Source organism: Ruegeria sp. C9, assembly GCF_056537585.1.
In genome coordinates this window covers 90,492-104,947 of record NZ_JBQFRU010000009.1, presented here as the reverse complement: position 1 = coordinate 104,947, position 14,456 = coordinate 90,492, and the positions used below count along the sequence as shown (strand labels likewise).

Below are 14,456 nucleotides of genomic sequence, written 5' to 3'. Positions count from 1 at the left end.
CTTTCATTTGCCTGCGATTTAATGACGATCCAGCAGAGGGCCGCCGATGAGCGAAGCAAGCAAAATTCTGGATGAGATGAATGACCGGTCGCGCGAGGTGTTCCGGTTGATTGTCGAAAGCTATCTGGAAAGCGGTGAACCCGTGGGCAGCCGGACTCTGACGCGCACATTGTCCGAGAAAGTCAGTGCTGCGACCGTACGCAATGTGATGCAGGATCTTGAATTTCTGGGTTTGCTCGACAGTCCGCATGTCAGCGCTGGTCGAATTCCAACACAGCAGGGGCTGCGCATGTTCGTGGACGGATTGCTGGAAATGGGCGATCTGGGTGCGGATGATCGGCAGAAGCTGGACGAAACACTAGGCTCTAACGCAGGCGATGTGGGTGGTATGCTCGATCGCGTCGGCGCGGCGCTATCACACGTGACACAAGGGGCTTCGCTGGTTCTGACGCCAAAGCATGAGGCCGAGATCAAGCATATCGAGTTCGTCTCGCTTGGTCATGACCGGGCCTTGGTGGTTTTGGTGTTTTCGGACGGGCAGGTAGAAAACCGGCTGTTTACACCTCCGCCTGGGCAGACGCCAAGCTCGATGCGCGAGGCCGCAAATTTCCTGAATGCACTGATCGAAGGACGTACGCTTGGCGAAGTGCGGCGGCAGATGCTGTCGCAGATCGACGCGCGGAAACAGGAAATCGATGTTCTGGCGCGTGAGATGGTCGAGAGCGGCATTGCCGCTTGGGACGGGGACGGCGGCGACTCGGCCCGGCTGATCGTGCGCGGGCGGGCGAATCTGTTAAATGAGCCGGGTCAGGCAGAAGAACTTGATCGAATCCGCACCCTGTTTGACGACCTTGAACGCAAACGCGATATCGCCGAATTCCTTGAATTGACCGAAGAAGGCGAAGGTGTGCGCATTTTTATTGGCTCTGAGAACAAACTTTTCTCACTTTCGGGTTCCTCTTTGGTGGTGTCTCCATATATGAACGCTGATCGTAAGATAATCGGTGCGGTTGGGGTCATTGGACCCACACGTCTGAATTACGGGCGAATCGTACCAATCGTGGATTATACGGCGCAACTGGTCGGCAAGCTGATTTCCGACCGGAGCTAGAGGGTAAGAGATGGCAGAGCCCAAGAACGAAGATTTTCTGGACGACATCATGTCCGCCGAGGCGGAAGAGTTTGCCGAAGATTTTGCTGAGATCAGCGATGAGGCGCTTGAGGTCGATCAACTGCGTGCTGAGCGCGATGATTACAAAGACAAGTTCATGCGTGCGCTGGCCGATGCCGAAAATGCGCGCAAGCGTGGCGACAAGGCGCGTCGGGATGCGGAACAGTATGGCGGGTCAAAACTGGCCCGCGATATGCTTCCGGTTTACGACAATATGAAACGCGCGCTTGAGGCCGCAACGGATGAGCAGAAAGAGGTTGCCGCCGGTTTGCTGGAAGGTGTCGAGTTGACCATGCGCGCGCTGAAGGATGTGTTCCAGAAGCATGGGATTGAGGTGATTACGCCTCAGGTCGGGGACAGGTTCGACCCGAATGTGCATGAGGCGATGTTCGAGGCCCCGGTGCCCGGAACCAAGGCCGGCGACATCATTCAGGTGTCGGCAGAAGGCTTCATGCTGCACGACAGGTTGTTGCGACCGGCGCAGGTTGGGGTGTCGTCAACGCCCGCAAGCTGAACAGTTCCTGGATCAACCGGGTTCGAGGTGGTCAGGATCTGGCCGCCTCTTTCAGTTTGTAGATCAAGTCCAAGGCTTCGCGGGGGCTGAGTTCATCTGGAAGGATGGTTTCCAGCATATCAGCAACGGGCGAGGTTTTTGGCGCAGGGGGAGGCGGCGGCGCAGCTGAAAACAGGGGCAGATCGTCGATAAGTGCTTTCTGCTTACCGCCTTCACGTTCGGTTTTTTCTAATTGATCCAACACGATACGGGCGCGGTCCACGACCGAGGCGGGCAAGCCAGCCAATTGTGCAACCTGAACGCCGTAAGACCGATCGGCAGCGCCTTTATGTACCTCATGCAGAAAGATGACTTCACCCTCCCATTCTTTGACTGCAACGGTCGCGTTTTCTACACCGTTCAGACTTCCAGCGAGTGCAGTTAATTCGTGGTAGTGGGTGGCGAACAATGCGCGGCATTGGTTTGCCGCGTGTAGGTGTTCCAGTGTGGCCCAGGCAATGGAAAGGCCGTCGTAGGTCGCGGTGCCTCGGCCGATCTCATCAAGGATTACGAGCGCGCGGTCGTCGGCCTGATTCAGAATAGCTGCGGTTTCGACCATTTCGACCATAAAGGTCGAGCGGCCCCGCGCCAGATCGTCTGACGCTCCGACGCGGCTGAACAATTGACTGACTAATCCGATTTGCGCCCGTTCCGCCGGAACATAGCTGCCCATCTGCGCCAGTAGGGCGATCAGCGCATTCTGGCGCAGGAAGGTTGATTTGCCGGCCATGTTGGGACCGGTGAGCAACCAAATTGCAGCGCCTGCATCGGCGCTCAGATCGCAGTCGTTGGCGATGAAAGCATCGCCGCTTTGCTGCCTCAGGGCATGCTCGACCACCGGGTGACAGCCTCCTTTGATGTCGAATGCGCGTGACCCGTCGACCTTTGGACGGCACCAGCTTTCGCCGCGAGCCAGATCGGCGAGTGCAGTGGTTAAATCCAGCTCAGCCAGTCCGCGCGCGGCCTGATTTAGCCGTGCGGCAATATCCAGAATAGCCCCAGAAAGCCTTTGATAGAGCCGTTTTTCGATCTCTAACGCGAGATTTCCGGCATTCAGAATCTTTGTTTCGATCTCGGACAGCTCCACCGTGGTGAAGCGCACCTGATTGGCGGTGGTTTGGCGGTGGATATAAGTCTCGCTAAATGGCGGGTTCAACATTTTCTCGGCATGGGTTGCCGTGGTCTCGATGAAGTAGCCAAGCACATTGTTGTGTTTGATCTTCAGTGACGTGATGCCGGTATGCTCGGCGTATTTCTGTTGGAAACCTGCGATGACCGAACGGCCTTCGTCACGCAAGGTACGCGCTTCATCCAATTCGGCATCAAACCCGGGGGCGATAAAGCCGCCATCGCGGGCCAGCAAGGGTGGATCAGCAACCAATGCTTCGTCCAGCAAAGCCAACAGATCGTCAAATCCGACAAGGTTCTGGACGGCAGTGGCCAGCAGAACAGGCAGATCCTGTGAGGCACAGGTTTCGGCGATTGTTGCGGCTTGTTCCAATCCATTGCGGATAGCGGCCAGATCACGCGGGCCGCCTCGATCCAGCGAAAGACGAGACAGAGCGCGATCCAGATCGGGTGTTTTGCGTAAAGCTTCGCGCAGATCTGAGGCGATCAGGTTATCTTCGACCGCTAAAGATACTGCGTCCAGTCGGGCGTGGATCACATCCAGATTACGCGAGGGGCTGGACAGTCGCTGTTCCAGAAGTCTTGCGCCACCTGGCGTTACTGTTCGGTCGACCACGGACAGCAGCGACCCGGCGCGCCCACCAGACAGCGACCGGGTCAGTTCCAGATTGCGTCGCGTTGCGGCGTCGATCTGAACCACGCGATCCTCGGATTCCTTTAAGGGCGTTTGCAGCAGGGGCAGTTTGCCCTTTTGCGTGATCTCCAGATAATCGATCAGCGCGCCCATGGCCGAAACCTCGGCGCGCCCGAAGTTCCCAAATGCATCCAGAGCGCCCACGTGAAACAACCCGCAGATGCGTTTCTCGGCTGCAGCGCTGTCAAAACTGGCGCGTCCGACAGGCGTAAGCGATATGCCAAGGTCCATGACTGTTTCATGCAGCTTTTCCTCGGACCCATCGGCCACGATCAGCTCGGACGGGGCCAGCCGAGCGAGTTCAGGGCTCAACCGGATTGACGTCAGCGGCATCACGTGAAACGCACCGGTTGAGATATCGGCCCAGGCCAGCGCGGCTTCGTCCCGAACCTCGGCATAGGCGGCCAGAAAGTTGTGCCGCCGCGCCTCTAGCAGGGCATCTTCGGTCAGTGTGCCGGGCGTCACCAGACGCACAACACCGCGCTTTACCACCGATTTAGAGCCTCTTTTCTTGGCTTCCGCCGGGCTTTCCATCTGCTCGCAGACCGCGACGCGGAATCCTTTGCGGATCAAGGTCAGCAAGTAGCCCTCAGCAGAATGCACCGGCACGCCGCACATCGGGATATCGTCGCCATTGTGTTTGCCGCGCTTGGTCAGCGCGATATCCAACGCCTCAGCCGCGTTCACCGCATCCTCGAAGAACATCTCGTAGAAGTCACCCATGCGATAAAACAGCAGGGCATCTGCATGAGCCTCTTTGATCTCAAGGTACTGCGCCATCATCGGCGTGACTGTGGACAAATTCGGCCCCCTTCTGGCGTGTTCCGGGCGCGACCTTACAAATCCCGCATCTTCAGTAAAAGGTGAAAACTCATTCTCGTTGAGGCGCGGCCCCGCCTGCGTTATGAGGCAAAAGCCCCAAAGTCATGGAAACGACCTGTAAGATGCCCAAAGCGAAGATCACCAAAGAAGAGGCGCTGGCCTTTCACCTAGACCCGACCCCCGGCAAGTGGGAGGTGCAGGCCACCGTACCCATGACCACGCAGCGCGATCTTTCGCTAGCTTACAGCCCTGGCGTTGCGGTTCCCTGTGAAGCCATCGCTGAAGCACCAGAGACGGCGTATGACTATACAAACAAAGGCAATCTGGTTGCTGTGATCTCGAACGGGACCGCCGTTCTGGGCCTAGGGAATCTCGGCGCGCTGGGCTCAAAACCGGTGATGGAGGGCAAATCTGTCCTGTTCAAGCGCTTCGCAGATGTGAACTCGATCGATATCGAGCTGGATACCGAAGACCCGGACGAGTTCTGTCGCGCTGTGCGCCTGATGGGCCCGACCTTTGGCGGAATTAACCTTGAGGACATCAAAGCGCCCGAGTGTTTCATCATCGAACAACGCTTGAAGGAAGAGATGGATATCCCGGTCTTCCACGATGACCAGCATGGCACAGCAGTGATTTGTGCGGCGGGCCTGCTTAACGCATTGCACATCTCGGGCAAAAAGATCGAAGATGTAAAAATCGTCCTGAACGGGGCAGGCGCTGCAGGAATTGCCTGTATCGAACTGCTCAAGGCCATGGGTGCACGGCACGAGAATTGCATCGTCTGCGACACCAAGGGCGTGATTTATCAGGGCCGGACCGAGGGCATGAACCAGTGGAAGTCGGCCCATGCCATCACGACTGATCTTCGCACTTTGGAAGAGGCCATGAAGGATGCGGATGTATTTCTGGGCGTGTCGGTCAAAGGGGCGGTGACACAAGACATGGTCGCCAGCATGGCTGACAATCCGGTGATTTTCGCCATGGCGAACCCTGACCCGGAAATCACCCCGGAAGAGGCGCACGAGGTGCGCGTTGATGCGATCGTCGCGACGGGCCGTAGCGATTATCCGAATCAGGTGAATAACGTTCTGGGTTTTCCTTACCTGTTCCGCGGTGCGCTGGATATTCATGCCCGTGCGATCAATGACGAGATGAAAATCGCCTGCGCCCATGCTCTGGCGCGATTGGCGCGTGAAGATGTTCCGGATGAGGTTGCCATGGCCTATGGCAAGTCGCTGACTTTTGGTCGCGACTACATCATTCCAACGCCTTTTGATCCGCGCCTGATCCACCGTATCCCGCCTGCGGTTGCCAAGGCTGGTATGGATACCGGCGCGGCGCGACGTCCGATCATCGATATGGACGCTTATGAGCTGAGCCTGAAATCCCGCATGGACCCGACCGCAAGCATCTTGCGCGGCTTGAACGCGCGGGCGCGTCAGGCGCAAAGCCGGATGATCTTTGCCGAGGGTGACGATCCGCGCGTATTGCGCGCGGCCGTAATGTACCAACGCTCGGGCTTTGGTAAGGCTTTGGTTGTGGGCCGGCCAGACGACGTAAAGGAAAAGCTCGAAGCCGCTGGTCTTGGGGACGCGGTGCGTGAAATTGATGTGGTGAACGCCGCCAACACCGCGCATCTCGAGGCCTATAAGGATTTTCTGTATCAGCGCCTGCAGCGTAAGGGCTTTGATCACAAAGATATTCACCGCCTCGCTGCACGGGATCGACATGTGTTTTCGTCTCTGATGCTGGCGCATGGTCATGCGGACGGTCTGGTGACCGGGGCCACACGCAAGTCGGCGCACGTGCTGGACCGTATCAACCATGTGTTTGACGCCGATGCCGCCCATGGCGCGGCTGGGGTTACCGCGTTGCTGCACAAAGGACGGATTGTCTTGATTGGTGATACGCTGGTGCATGAATGGCCGGACGAGAACGATCTGGCCAATATCGCTGAACGCGCCGCAGCCGTGGCGCGCCACATGGGGCTAGAGCCCCGGGCGGCCTTTGTCAGTTTCTCGACCTTCGGTTACCCGGTGTCTGAACGTGCTGAGAAGATGCACCGTGCCCCGGCAGTGCTGGACGAGCGCGGCGTCGATTTCGAGTACGAGGGCGAGATGACGGTTGATGTCGCCCTGAATGTTGATCAGCAGGAAGCCTATCCGTTCCAACGACTGACCGGACCAGCCAATATCCTGATTGTTCCTGCACGACACTCGGCCTCGATTTCGACCAAACTGATGCAGGAAATGGGCGGCGCCACCGTGATCGGCCCGATCCTGTCCGGCGTCGACAAGCCAATCCAGATCTGTTCGACGGTCTCGACCGCAAATGACATTCTGAACATGGCCATCCTGGCCTCCTGCGATATCGGGTAAATCATGACAATCTGGAACCTTGGCTCAATCAACGCGGATATGGTCTATGCCCTGCCGCATTTGCCCGAAGCGGGTGAGACACTGGCGGCCAGTGGGCTACAGAGGTTTCTGGGTGGCAAGGGCGCCAACATGTCTGTGGCGTCTGCACGAGCCGGATCGCGGGTATCCCATATCGGCGCGGTGGGCTCGGATGGCCTTTGGGCACGGGACCGGCTGACCGAGTATGGCGTGGACACGCGGCATATTGCCGAGGTGGATGTGCCGACCGGTCACGCCATCATCGCAGTAGATGCGCAGGGTGAAAACCTGATCGTTCTGTATCAAGGCGCCAACCATGCCATCTCGAACGACCAACTTGGGCAGGCGTTGTCTTCGGCTGTTTCTGGTGATCTGCTGGTGATGCAGAACGAAACCAATGCGCAGATTGAGGCCGCTAAACTAGGTTGTGAAATGGGGCTGACCGTCTGCTACGCCGCCGCCCCATTTCAGGCAGACGCAGTTCAAGCGGTTCTACCGTATTTGGATTTTCTGATCCTCAACGAAGTCGAGGCCGAGCAATTGCAGGATGCAACGGGTCTCGCCCCTTCAGACCTGCCGGTCGAACATGTGATCGTCACCTTTGGCTCAAAAGGTGCGCGCTACTATCAGCAAGATCATCAACCCCAAGCGTTTCAGGCCCATAAGGTCAACGCTGTGGATACCACCGGGGCAGGTGACACATTCACCGGCTATGTGTTGGCTGGAATGGACCGGGGTATGCCGATGGCGCAGGCGATTGCCCAAGCAAACCGTGCCGCGGCCCTGATGGTCACGCGGCACGGCACTGCAGATGTCATTCCTGATCTGAAAGAGGTGCGTGAAGCGCAGTTTGACTAGGACCCTGCAAAGGGCGCTTCGTTGCCCCACAATTGTTTGACCCGCGCATCGCGACCGCAGGCTTCGCGGTAGGCCTTATAGGCGTTCTTTTGGCGCTTGGGGCCAAAGCGGGTCAGTACCAGCTTGCTACCCTTGTAATAATCCTGGTGATACGCTTCGGCTGGATAAAACGTTCCAGCTTGCAGGATCGGCGTGACCACAGTCTGCCCCAGCGCGTTTTGTGCGCTGGTCTTGGCTTGCTGTGCCTGCGCCTTTTCCCCTTTGTTAGAGACGAAAATTGCTGTGCGATAGCTGTCGCCGCGATCGCAGAACTGGCCACCCGCATCCGTGGGATCGACTGAGCGGAAGAACATGTTCAGCAAGGTTGCACGGGAAACGCGGGCGGGATCGAAGGTGATCTGGACCGCCTCGTAATGCCCTGTTCCGCCTTTCGAGACCTGATCATAGCTGGGACTATCCGTCTTGCCACCGGTATAGCCCGAGACCGCGCCGATCACGCCGGGCACGGACTCGAAATCGGATTCCACACACCAGAAACAGCCACCGGCGACTGTTAGCGTCTCAGTGCCAGCGGCCGGAGCAGGTAAGGCGCGCAGCATTGCTGCCAACAAGATCAGCACAAACAGAAGTGAAGGTTTCAGGCAATCAAGGTAAGTGATCCGGGTCATGGCAGGTCTCCTTCCGAAACCAAGCTGCCCGCAGATTTTTGTGCTTGCAATGCGCTGACATGATTTGTCACGCGCTGGTGAGACGAGTTTATCAGCCCAGCAGCTGCCCCAGCTTCATCGCAACACCCATGTTGCCCGAGATTTTCAGCTTGCCCAGCGCAACCCCGGTCATTGGGTTCAGCTTACCGGTCAGCAACTTAGAGAGGTTCTCGCGCGAGATGCGGATGGTGCAGTCTGTGTCCCGATCCTGGGTTGAGGCAGTATTCTCCGCCAGAACGATCACGCCCTCGTCGCCACAATCGAACTTAAGCGATCCGTCAAAGTTTTTGCCGTTCAAACCCTTTTGAATTCCGTCGGCGATGTCTTGCAGCATTATCCGTCCTTCCCTGATTGACGTATGCGTAAAGTCAATCGCCTGATCCGGGCAAGCCCGACCCGACGGAAACCCGGCAAAGAAAAACCCCGGTGCCTGATCAGACACCGGGGCCAGATCTAAAATTCTAAACGCTTACTTGCTCAGCCGTTTGTCACGCGCGGCCAGAAGCTTCAGGCGCAGTGCGTTCAACTGGATGAAGCCTGCCGCATCTTTCTGGTCATATGCACCAGCGTCTTCCTCAAAGGTCACGTGCGCCTCGGAGTACAGCGAATGATCCGACCAGCGGCCCACGGTTGAGGCAAGACCTTTGTACAGTTTCACGCGAACGGTGCCGGTGACATGCTCTTGCGACTTGTCGATGGCTGCCTGCAGCATCTCACGCTCGGGCGAGTACCAGAAGCCGTTATAGATCAGCTCGGCATATTGCGGCATCAGCTGGTCCTTCAGATGCATCGCGCCGCGGTCCATGGTGATGGACTCGATCCCACGATGCGCTTCCAACAGGATGGTGCCGCCGGGGGTTTCGTAAATACCGCGCGATTTCATGCCCACGAACCGGCCTTCGACCAGATCGAGACGGCCAATGCCGTGCTTGCCGCCATATTCGTTCAGCTTGGTCAGGATGGTCGCGGGGCTCATCGCCTCGCCATTGATGCTGACCGCGTCGCCTTTTTCAAAACCGATCTCGATAAATTCCGGCTCGTTCGGCGCCTCCTCGGGGTGGACAGTGCGCTGATAGACATAGTCGGGTGCCATATCGGCGGGGTCTTCCAGAACCTTACCCTCGGACGAGGTGTGCAGCAGGTTGGCGTCAACCGAGAAGGGCGCTTCGCCGCGCTTGTCCTTGGCAATCGGGATCTGGTTTGCTTCGGCAAATTCCAGCAGACGGGTCCGGCTGGTCAGATCCCACTCACGCCACGGAGCAATGACCTTGATGTCGGGGTTCAGCGCGTAAGCGGCCAGTTCGAACCGCACCTGATCGTTGCCCTTGCCTGTTGCGCCATGGGCGACAGCGTCAGCACCGGTCGCTTCGGCGATCTCGACCAGACGTTTCGAGATCAGAGGCCGTGCGATCGAGGTGCCCAGCAGGTACAGCCCTTCGTACTGTGCATTGGCGCGGAACATCGGGAAGACGAAATCGCGGACGAATTCCTCGCGGATGTCTTCGATATAGATGTTCTCGGGTTTGATCCCCAGCAGCTCGGCTTTCTTGCGGGCGGGCTCCAGCTCCTCGCCCTGACCCAGATCGGCGGTGAAGGTCACGACCTCACAACCATACTCGGTCTGCAGCCATTTCAGAATGATCGAGGTATCAAGGCCACCGGAATAGGCCAGAACAACTTTCTTGGGCGCGGACATCTGACTTCCCTTTATGCGTAGAACGACTGGCCCCTAACGGGTTTTGGGCGTGGGGGCAAGCTGTGTGGATTGACGCAGCCCGGGAATTGGGGTGAAACGGGCGGATAGAGAACAAGGATTGGTTGAGAGGGCGGTATTTATGCTGGGATTAGAGATTTTCGTGCATTCGGTGAGGATGGTTCTTAGGAACCTGACGCAGGCGCTACAGATTTCAGTCGTACCGGCGCTCATTGGCGGCTTTTTAGCCATCGGCCTGTTCTTCCTGTTTGGCATCCCTTTCGAAGAATTCAACAGTGAAACCAACGGCTTCCCTGAAGGCGTAACGGCCGCGTCCTTCACCGGTTTTCTGCTCTGCCTTATGGCCGTTGTCTTTGGGGTCATGCTGTGGATTGTCGTGTCGTGGCACCGTTTTGTTCTACTTGAGGAATATCCAAGCGGTTTGGTTCCGCCTTTCAGGTTCGACCGTGTGCTCGCCTATTTCGGACGCCTTCTGATGCTCGGCCTAATCGCTCTTATCATCATGATACCGGGAGCGCTGATCATGGGCATGATGGCGCAATCCTCTGTGGCGCTGGGAATTCTGGTTTGGCTGGGTTTGATCATCATTCTCACGATCGGATTCTATCGGGCCTCCCCGATTTTACCCGGCGCAGCGATCGGAAAACCAATAAAGCTGTCTGAAGCGTGGCAAGCAACCTCGGGCGCAAGCGGAGCCATCGCACTTCTGGTCGTCTTATCCATCCTCTTCCAAATATTGCTTCAGCTACTGGCGTCTTTGCTGCTTTTCGTCCCGATCATCGGTGTCTTGATTGTCTTGTTTGCGAGCATGCTGATCGTCCCACTGATCAATGTCAGTATCCTGACGACGATCTATGGTGTGTTCATCGAAAAACGCGAGCTGGCCTAAGCCCGTACACATATGTATTCCTTGCCCTTTCGACGATGATGGGGCAGGGAATCCAACATGACTGATTTCACGATCCGCGCCCGCGCTGCCGAAAAGGCAATGCGCTCAGTGTTTCCGGCAACTCCGTTGCAGCGGAACGCCCATCTGTCCGACCGTTACGGCGCGGATATCTGGCTCAAGCGCGAAGACCTCAGCCCGGTGCGGTCGTATAAAATCCGTGGTGCGTTCAATGCGATGCGCAAGCAACAGGGGCAGGACCTTTTCGTTTGCGCCAGCGCTGGCAACCATGCGCAGGGCGTGGCCTATATGTGTAAGCATCTGGGTGTGCGGGGTGTGATCTTCATGCCGGTGACCACGCCGCAGCAGAAGATCCAGAAGACGCGCATTTTCGGCGGCGACAATATCGAGGTTCATCTAATCGGTGACTATTTCGATGACACGCTGGCTGCGGCGCAAAGCTGGTGCGCAGAACAGGGCGGGTATTTCCTGTCTCCGTTCGATGATGCGGATGTGATTGAGGGGCAGGCCTCTTTGGCGGTTGAGATCGAAGAGCAATTGGGCCGAGTGCCCGATCATGTAATTCTGCCGGTTGGCGGCGGCGGTATGTCTTCGGGGGTGGCGACCTGGTTCGGGGACCGGGCGCATTGCCTGTTCGTGGAACCGGCCGGCGGGGCGTGTTTGCGCGCGGCGCTGGCAGCGGGGCACCCGGTGGCGCTGGATCATGTGGATACATTTGTCGATGGCGCAGCAGTAGGCCGGATTGGTGAGAAACCGTTTGAATTGCTGAAATCGCGGCATCTGTCGGATGTGCTGACTTTGTCCGAAGACCGCATCTGTACCACCATGATCGAGATGCTGAATGTCGAGGGCATCGTTCTGGAACCTGCCGGTGCGTTGGCGGTTGAGGCTGTGGGTGACGTGCAAAGCTTTGTGCGTGGCAAGACGGTGGTCTGTGTCACCTCGGGCGGGAACTTCGATTTCGAGCGTTTACCAGAGGTCAAAGAGCGTGCGCAGCGTTATTCCGGGGTCAAGAAATACTTCATCCTACGCCTGCCGCAGCGTCCTGGCGCTTTGAAAGAATTTCTGGGTATTCTGGGGCCCGAAGACGATATCGCACGGTTCGAATACATGAAGAAATCGGCGCGCAACTTTGGCTCGGTCCTGATCGGAATCGAAACCCGAAAGCCCGAGAATTTCATGCGCCTGTTTGCGCATCTGGATGAAGCCGGGTTTACTTATACGGATATCACCGAAGACGAGACGCTGGCACAGTTTGTGATCTAGCGCAGGTTTTCGGCCAGACCGGCCTGAAACAGTTTTTTCGACTCGTCGTAGGTCGCGATAATCGCCGATAGATCAACGGCGGCGTTTTCACCTGCGGCTGCGCGTCGCTCACCGTCCTGGCACAGTTTCGAGAAACTATCAAAGCCAAGACTCAGCGCGCTGCCCTTCAGGAAATGCAGGTTCTGTTCGATCTCGGACCGGGTAGTGTCATCGCGTAGCTTAGTGATAACTTCCTGAACCTCGTCCAAAAAGATTTCGACAACCTCGGTGAACTCGTCTGCGCCGACTTCATCACGTAACTGTCTGACTCTGGACCACTGAATCATGCCACCCTCTTTCGGTTGCATATTGTTAGACCGTCGCGGGTAAAGATGGGGTTAAATCGCGGCGATTTGGTTTTTCATAGGATGTTAAGCTGAGAGGCATAGCGTTGCGACAACTGGAGAGTTGAGCAAGTACAGGGACTTCATGGTGCCGGATGCCAGTCAAGTAGAGGCCCGGGTCGAGCTGGATTTTGGCGCGATCCGCAAGGTTCTTGTTGTGGACGACAGCCGACTGCAGCGGCGCATTCTGGTGGCCTCGCTAAAAAAGTGGGGATTCGAGGTTCTTGAAGCCGACAGTGGTGAAGCCGCGATAGAGCTTTGCACCTCGGACCCGCCTGATCTTGTTCTAAGCGACTGGGTCATGCCAGGTATGGGCGGGCTTGAGTTCTGTCGGGCCTTCCGAGAGCTGGACAGTGAGCAATATAGCTATTTCATTCTTCTGACCTCAAAAAGCGAAAAGCAGGAGGTCGCGCGCGGTCTGGATGCTGGGGCAGACGATTTTCTGATCAAGCCGCTTGAGGCTGATGAGCTGCGTGCTCGCATATCGGCCGGGGCGCGTATTCTTGACATGCAACGCGAATTGTCCCGAAAAAACCAGTTGATCGAAACAGCGCTGAACGAACTGAAGCTTGCCCATGATGCGATCGATAAAGATCTAATGCAGGCCCGAAAGATTCAGGACTCGCTGGTGCCCGAATTGAAGGGAACCTTTGGCAACTCACAGGTCAGCCTGCTTCTGAAACCTTGCGGTCATATCGGCGGTGATCTGGTGGGGATGTTCTCGCCCGGTGTCAATCGGCTGGGGTTCTACAGCATCGATGTCTCCGGCCACGGGATCACCTCTGCGATGATGACGGCACGGCTGGGCGGGTATCTGTCCAGCACGCATTTCGATCAGAACATTGCGATGGAGCGTCGTTTCAATAAATTCTACGCCCTTCTGCCACCCGAAGAGGTCGCGTCGTTGCTCAACTCGCGTCTGATCGCCGATGCCGGGATCGAAGAATATTTCACCATGGTCCATGCCATCATCGATCTGCGCAACGGACATCTGAAAATGGTGCAGGCCGGACACCCGCATCCGCTGTTGCTGCGCCGTGATGGTAATACCGAATTTCTGGGAGAAGGCGGGTTGCCCATTGGTTTGCTGCCTGAGGCGCAGTTTCAGCAGACGGAAACCTATATGCAACCGGGCGACAAGCTGCTCTTGCATTCGGACGGGTTCACCGAATGCCAGCTCGCCGACGGCAGTCTGCTGGATGATGACGGGTTGAAGGCGATGGCTGTTGAATGCGCCGCCGATCACGGTGGACCGGAATTCCTGGATGACATGTTCTGGCGTCTCACACAGGTTATGTCACCGGACAGCGGAATTGCGGATGATGTCTCTGCAGTGTTTTTTGAATATAACGGACCTTAAAGCCCATGCAGGTGGCGCTGGGCGAAATGGGCGTCGCCCTCGTTGCCCAACAGATGAACGGCATCTGCGGTCTCCATCCAAATGGCCTCGTGAAGGTCTTCGGTCGGAGGGCCTAGGCGTCTGACCGGGTGGGCGCGGTAAATCAAGCAGACCTTCTCGGCCCACAGATCGTATTCCGGCATGTAGGTATATCGACGAAACGCACCCACTCTCCGGGGCGCGGCGATCAGCCAGCCGGTTTCTTCGTAAACCTCACGGTGAAGCGCTGTAATGGGTGATTCCCCCGGATCGATGCCGCCGCCCGGCAGCTGCAGATCGGGTCCGGGTTCCAGTTGACAGGTCAGCAGCAATCGGTTGCCTTGTGGCAATAGGGCATAAACGCCGACCCGCCGAGTGTATTTTCGCTCTGCCTCGGGGCTTTCACCGAACCGTCTGATCATGTAAGGCCCCTTTCAACCCAAACTGTTCAACCTATATGGTGGCGGTATGCCAACCTG

13 protein-coding genes are annotated in these 14,456 nt (G+C 57.2%); 7 read left to right on the top strand and 6 right to left on the bottom strand.

Features of this window, described 5'->3' with window-relative positions; all coding sequences use genetic code 11:
• The first annotated feature begins 46 nt into the window (after nt 1-46).
• Nucleotides 47-1,111: a heat-inducible transcriptional repressor HrcA gene (gene hrcA, locus ACR0NE_RS20385; RefSeq protein ID WP_170399408.1), complete on the top strand. Its 1,065-nt coding sequence runs from the start codon at nt 47-49 to the stop codon at nt 1,109-1,111.
• Between the two features lie 10 nt (nt 1,112-1,121).
• On the top strand, nt 1,122-1,685 hold the full coding sequence (locus ACR0NE_RS20380; protein ID WP_170399405.1) for a nucleotide exchange factor GrpE: 564 nt from the start codon (nt 1,122-1,124) through the stop codon (nt 1,683-1,685).
• Nucleotides 1,686-1,716: 31 nt separating this feature from the next.
• Here the strand turns inward: ACR0NE_RS20380 and mutS are convergent, their stop codons facing one another.
• Nucleotides 1,717-4,329 (bottom strand): DNA mismatch repair protein MutS, encoded by a 2,613-nt coding sequence (gene mutS, locus ACR0NE_RS20375; RefSeq protein WP_170598634.1) that lies wholly within the window; start codon nt 4,327-4,329, stop codon nt 1,717-1,719.
• 161 nt (nt 4,330-4,490) lie between these two features.
• Here mutS and ACR0NE_RS20370 point away from each other — a divergent pair, with 161 nt between their 5' ends.
• Both ACR0NE_RS20370 and ACR0NE_RS20365 read left to right on the top strand, forming a co-directional pair.
• Nucleotides 4,491-6,746, top strand: coding sequence for an NADP-dependent malic enzyme (locus ACR0NE_RS20370; RefSeq protein WP_170426333.1), 2,256 nt, complete (start codon nt 4,491-4,493; stop codon nt 6,744-6,746).
• A gap of 3 nt (nt 6,747-6,749) precedes the next feature.
• Nucleotides 6,750-7,622: a ribokinase gene (locus tag ACR0NE_RS20365; RefSeq protein WP_170598499.1), complete on the top strand. Its 873-nt coding sequence runs from the start codon at nt 6,750-6,752 to the stop codon at nt 7,620-7,622.
• On the opposite strand, the gene msrA is transcribed toward ACR0NE_RS20365, so the two are convergent.
• The 3 genes from msrA to ACR0NE_RS20350 form a co-directional block, all read right to left on the bottom strand.
• The gene (msrA, locus tag ACR0NE_RS20360; protein ID WP_170598502.1) at nt 7,619-8,290 is read right to left on the bottom strand and encodes a peptide-methionine (S)-S-oxide reductase MsrA; all 672 of its coding nucleotides are present in this window, start codon (nt 8,288-8,290) and stop codon (nt 7,619-7,621) included. The two genes, ACR0NE_RS20365 and msrA, sit on opposite strands and share 4 nt — an antisense overlap.
• Nucleotides 8,291-8,381: 91 nt before the next feature.
• Nucleotides 8,382-8,663, bottom strand: a complete 282-nt coding sequence (locus ACR0NE_RS20355; protein WP_170598637.1) for an SCP2 sterol-binding domain-containing protein — start codon at nt 8,661-8,663, stop codon at nt 8,382-8,384.
• Between the two features lie 135 nt (nt 8,664-8,798).
• A complete protein-coding gene (locus tag ACR0NE_RS20350) occupies nt 8,799-10,025 on the bottom strand; it encodes an argininosuccinate synthase (RefSeq protein WP_170408792.1) in 1,227 nt (408 codons plus the stop codon).
• A 139-nt stretch (nt 10,026-10,164) separates the two neighbouring features.
• Between ACR0NE_RS20350 and ACR0NE_RS20345 the strand changes: the two genes are divergently transcribed.
• Together ACR0NE_RS20345 and ilvA are read left to right on the top strand one after the other, a co-directional pair.
• A complete protein-coding gene (locus ACR0NE_RS20345) occupies nt 10,165-10,932 on the top strand; it encodes a hypothetical protein (protein WP_170408791.1) in 768 nt (255 codons plus the stop codon).
• 57 nt (nt 10,933-10,989) lie between these two features.
• Nucleotides 10,990-12,216, top strand: a complete 1,227-nt coding sequence (gene ilvA, locus ACR0NE_RS20340; RefSeq protein WP_170598505.1) for a threonine ammonia-lyase IlvA — start codon at nt 10,990-10,992, stop codon at nt 12,214-12,216.
• On the opposite strand, the gene ACR0NE_RS20335 is transcribed toward ilvA, so the two are convergent.
• Nucleotides 12,213-12,563, bottom strand: coding sequence for an Hpt domain-containing protein (locus ACR0NE_RS20335; protein WP_480459867.1), 351 nt, complete (start codon nt 12,561-12,563; stop codon nt 12,213-12,215). The two genes, ilvA and ACR0NE_RS20335, sit on opposite strands and share 4 nt — an antisense overlap.
• Before the next feature lie 121 nt (nt 12,564-12,684).
• On the opposite strand from ACR0NE_RS20335, the gene ACR0NE_RS20330 reads away from it, so the two are divergent.
• Nucleotides 12,685-13,959, top strand: a complete 1,275-nt coding sequence (locus ACR0NE_RS20330) for a SpoIIE family protein phosphatase (RefSeq protein WP_170598641.1) — start codon at nt 12,685-12,687, stop codon at nt 13,957-13,959.
• Here ACR0NE_RS20330 and ACR0NE_RS20325 read toward each other — a convergent pair.
• Entirely contained in the window at nt 13,956-14,399 is a 444-nt protein-coding gene (locus ACR0NE_RS20325) for an NUDIX hydrolase (RefSeq protein ID WP_170399359.1), read from the bottom strand. The genes ACR0NE_RS20330 and ACR0NE_RS20325 overlap by 4 nt on opposite strands.
• Nucleotides 14,400-14,456 lie beyond the last annotated feature (57 nt).

Excerpts from the sequence above, each read along its gene's own strand:
- hrcA (WP_170399408.1), top strand. The coding sequence starts at position 47 with ATGAGCGAAGCAAGCAAAATTCTGGATGAGATGAATGACCGGTCGCGC.
- ACR0NE_RS20380 (WP_170399405.1), top strand. The coding sequence starts at position 1,122 with ATGGCAGAGCCCAAGAACGAAGATTTTCTGGACGACATCATGTCCGCC.
- mutS (WP_170598634.1), bottom strand. The coding sequence starts at position 4,329 with ATGATGGCGCAGTACCTTGAGATCAAAGAGGCTCATGCAGATGCCCTG.
- ACR0NE_RS20370 (WP_170426333.1), top strand. The coding sequence starts at position 4,491 with ATGCCCAAAGCGAAGATCACCAAAGAAGAGGCGCTGGCCTTTCACCTA.
- ACR0NE_RS20365 (WP_170598499.1), top strand. The coding sequence starts at position 6,750 with ATGACAATCTGGAACCTTGGCTCAATCAACGCGGATATGGTCTATGCC.
- msrA (WP_170598502.1), bottom strand. The coding sequence starts at position 8,290 with ATGACCCGGATCACTTACCTTGATTGCCTGAAACCTTCACTTCTGTTT.
- ACR0NE_RS20355 (WP_170598637.1), bottom strand. The coding sequence starts at position 8,663 with ATGCTGCAAGACATCGCCGACGGAATTCAAAAGGGTTTGAACGGCAAA.
- ACR0NE_RS20350 (WP_170408792.1), bottom strand. The coding sequence starts at position 10,025 with ATGTCCGCGCCCAAGAAAGTTGTTCTGGCCTATTCCGGTGGCCTTGAT.
- ACR0NE_RS20345 (WP_170408791.1), top strand. The coding sequence starts at position 10,165 with ATGCTGGGATTAGAGATTTTCGTGCATTCGGTGAGGATGGTTCTTAGG.
- ilvA (WP_170598505.1), top strand. The coding sequence starts at position 10,990 with ATGACTGATTTCACGATCCGCGCCCGCGCTGCCGAAAAGGCAATGCGC.
- ACR0NE_RS20335 (WP_480459867.1), bottom strand. The coding sequence starts at position 12,563 with ATGCAACCGAAAGAGGGTGGCATGATTCAGTGGTCCAGAGTCAGACAG.
- ACR0NE_RS20330 (WP_170598641.1), top strand. The coding sequence starts at position 12,685 with ATGGTGCCGGATGCCAGTCAAGTAGAGGCCCGGGTCGAGCTGGATTTT.
- ACR0NE_RS20325 (WP_170399359.1), bottom strand. The coding sequence starts at position 14,399 with ATGATCAGACGGTTCGGTGAAAGCCCCGAGGCAGAGCGAAAATACACT.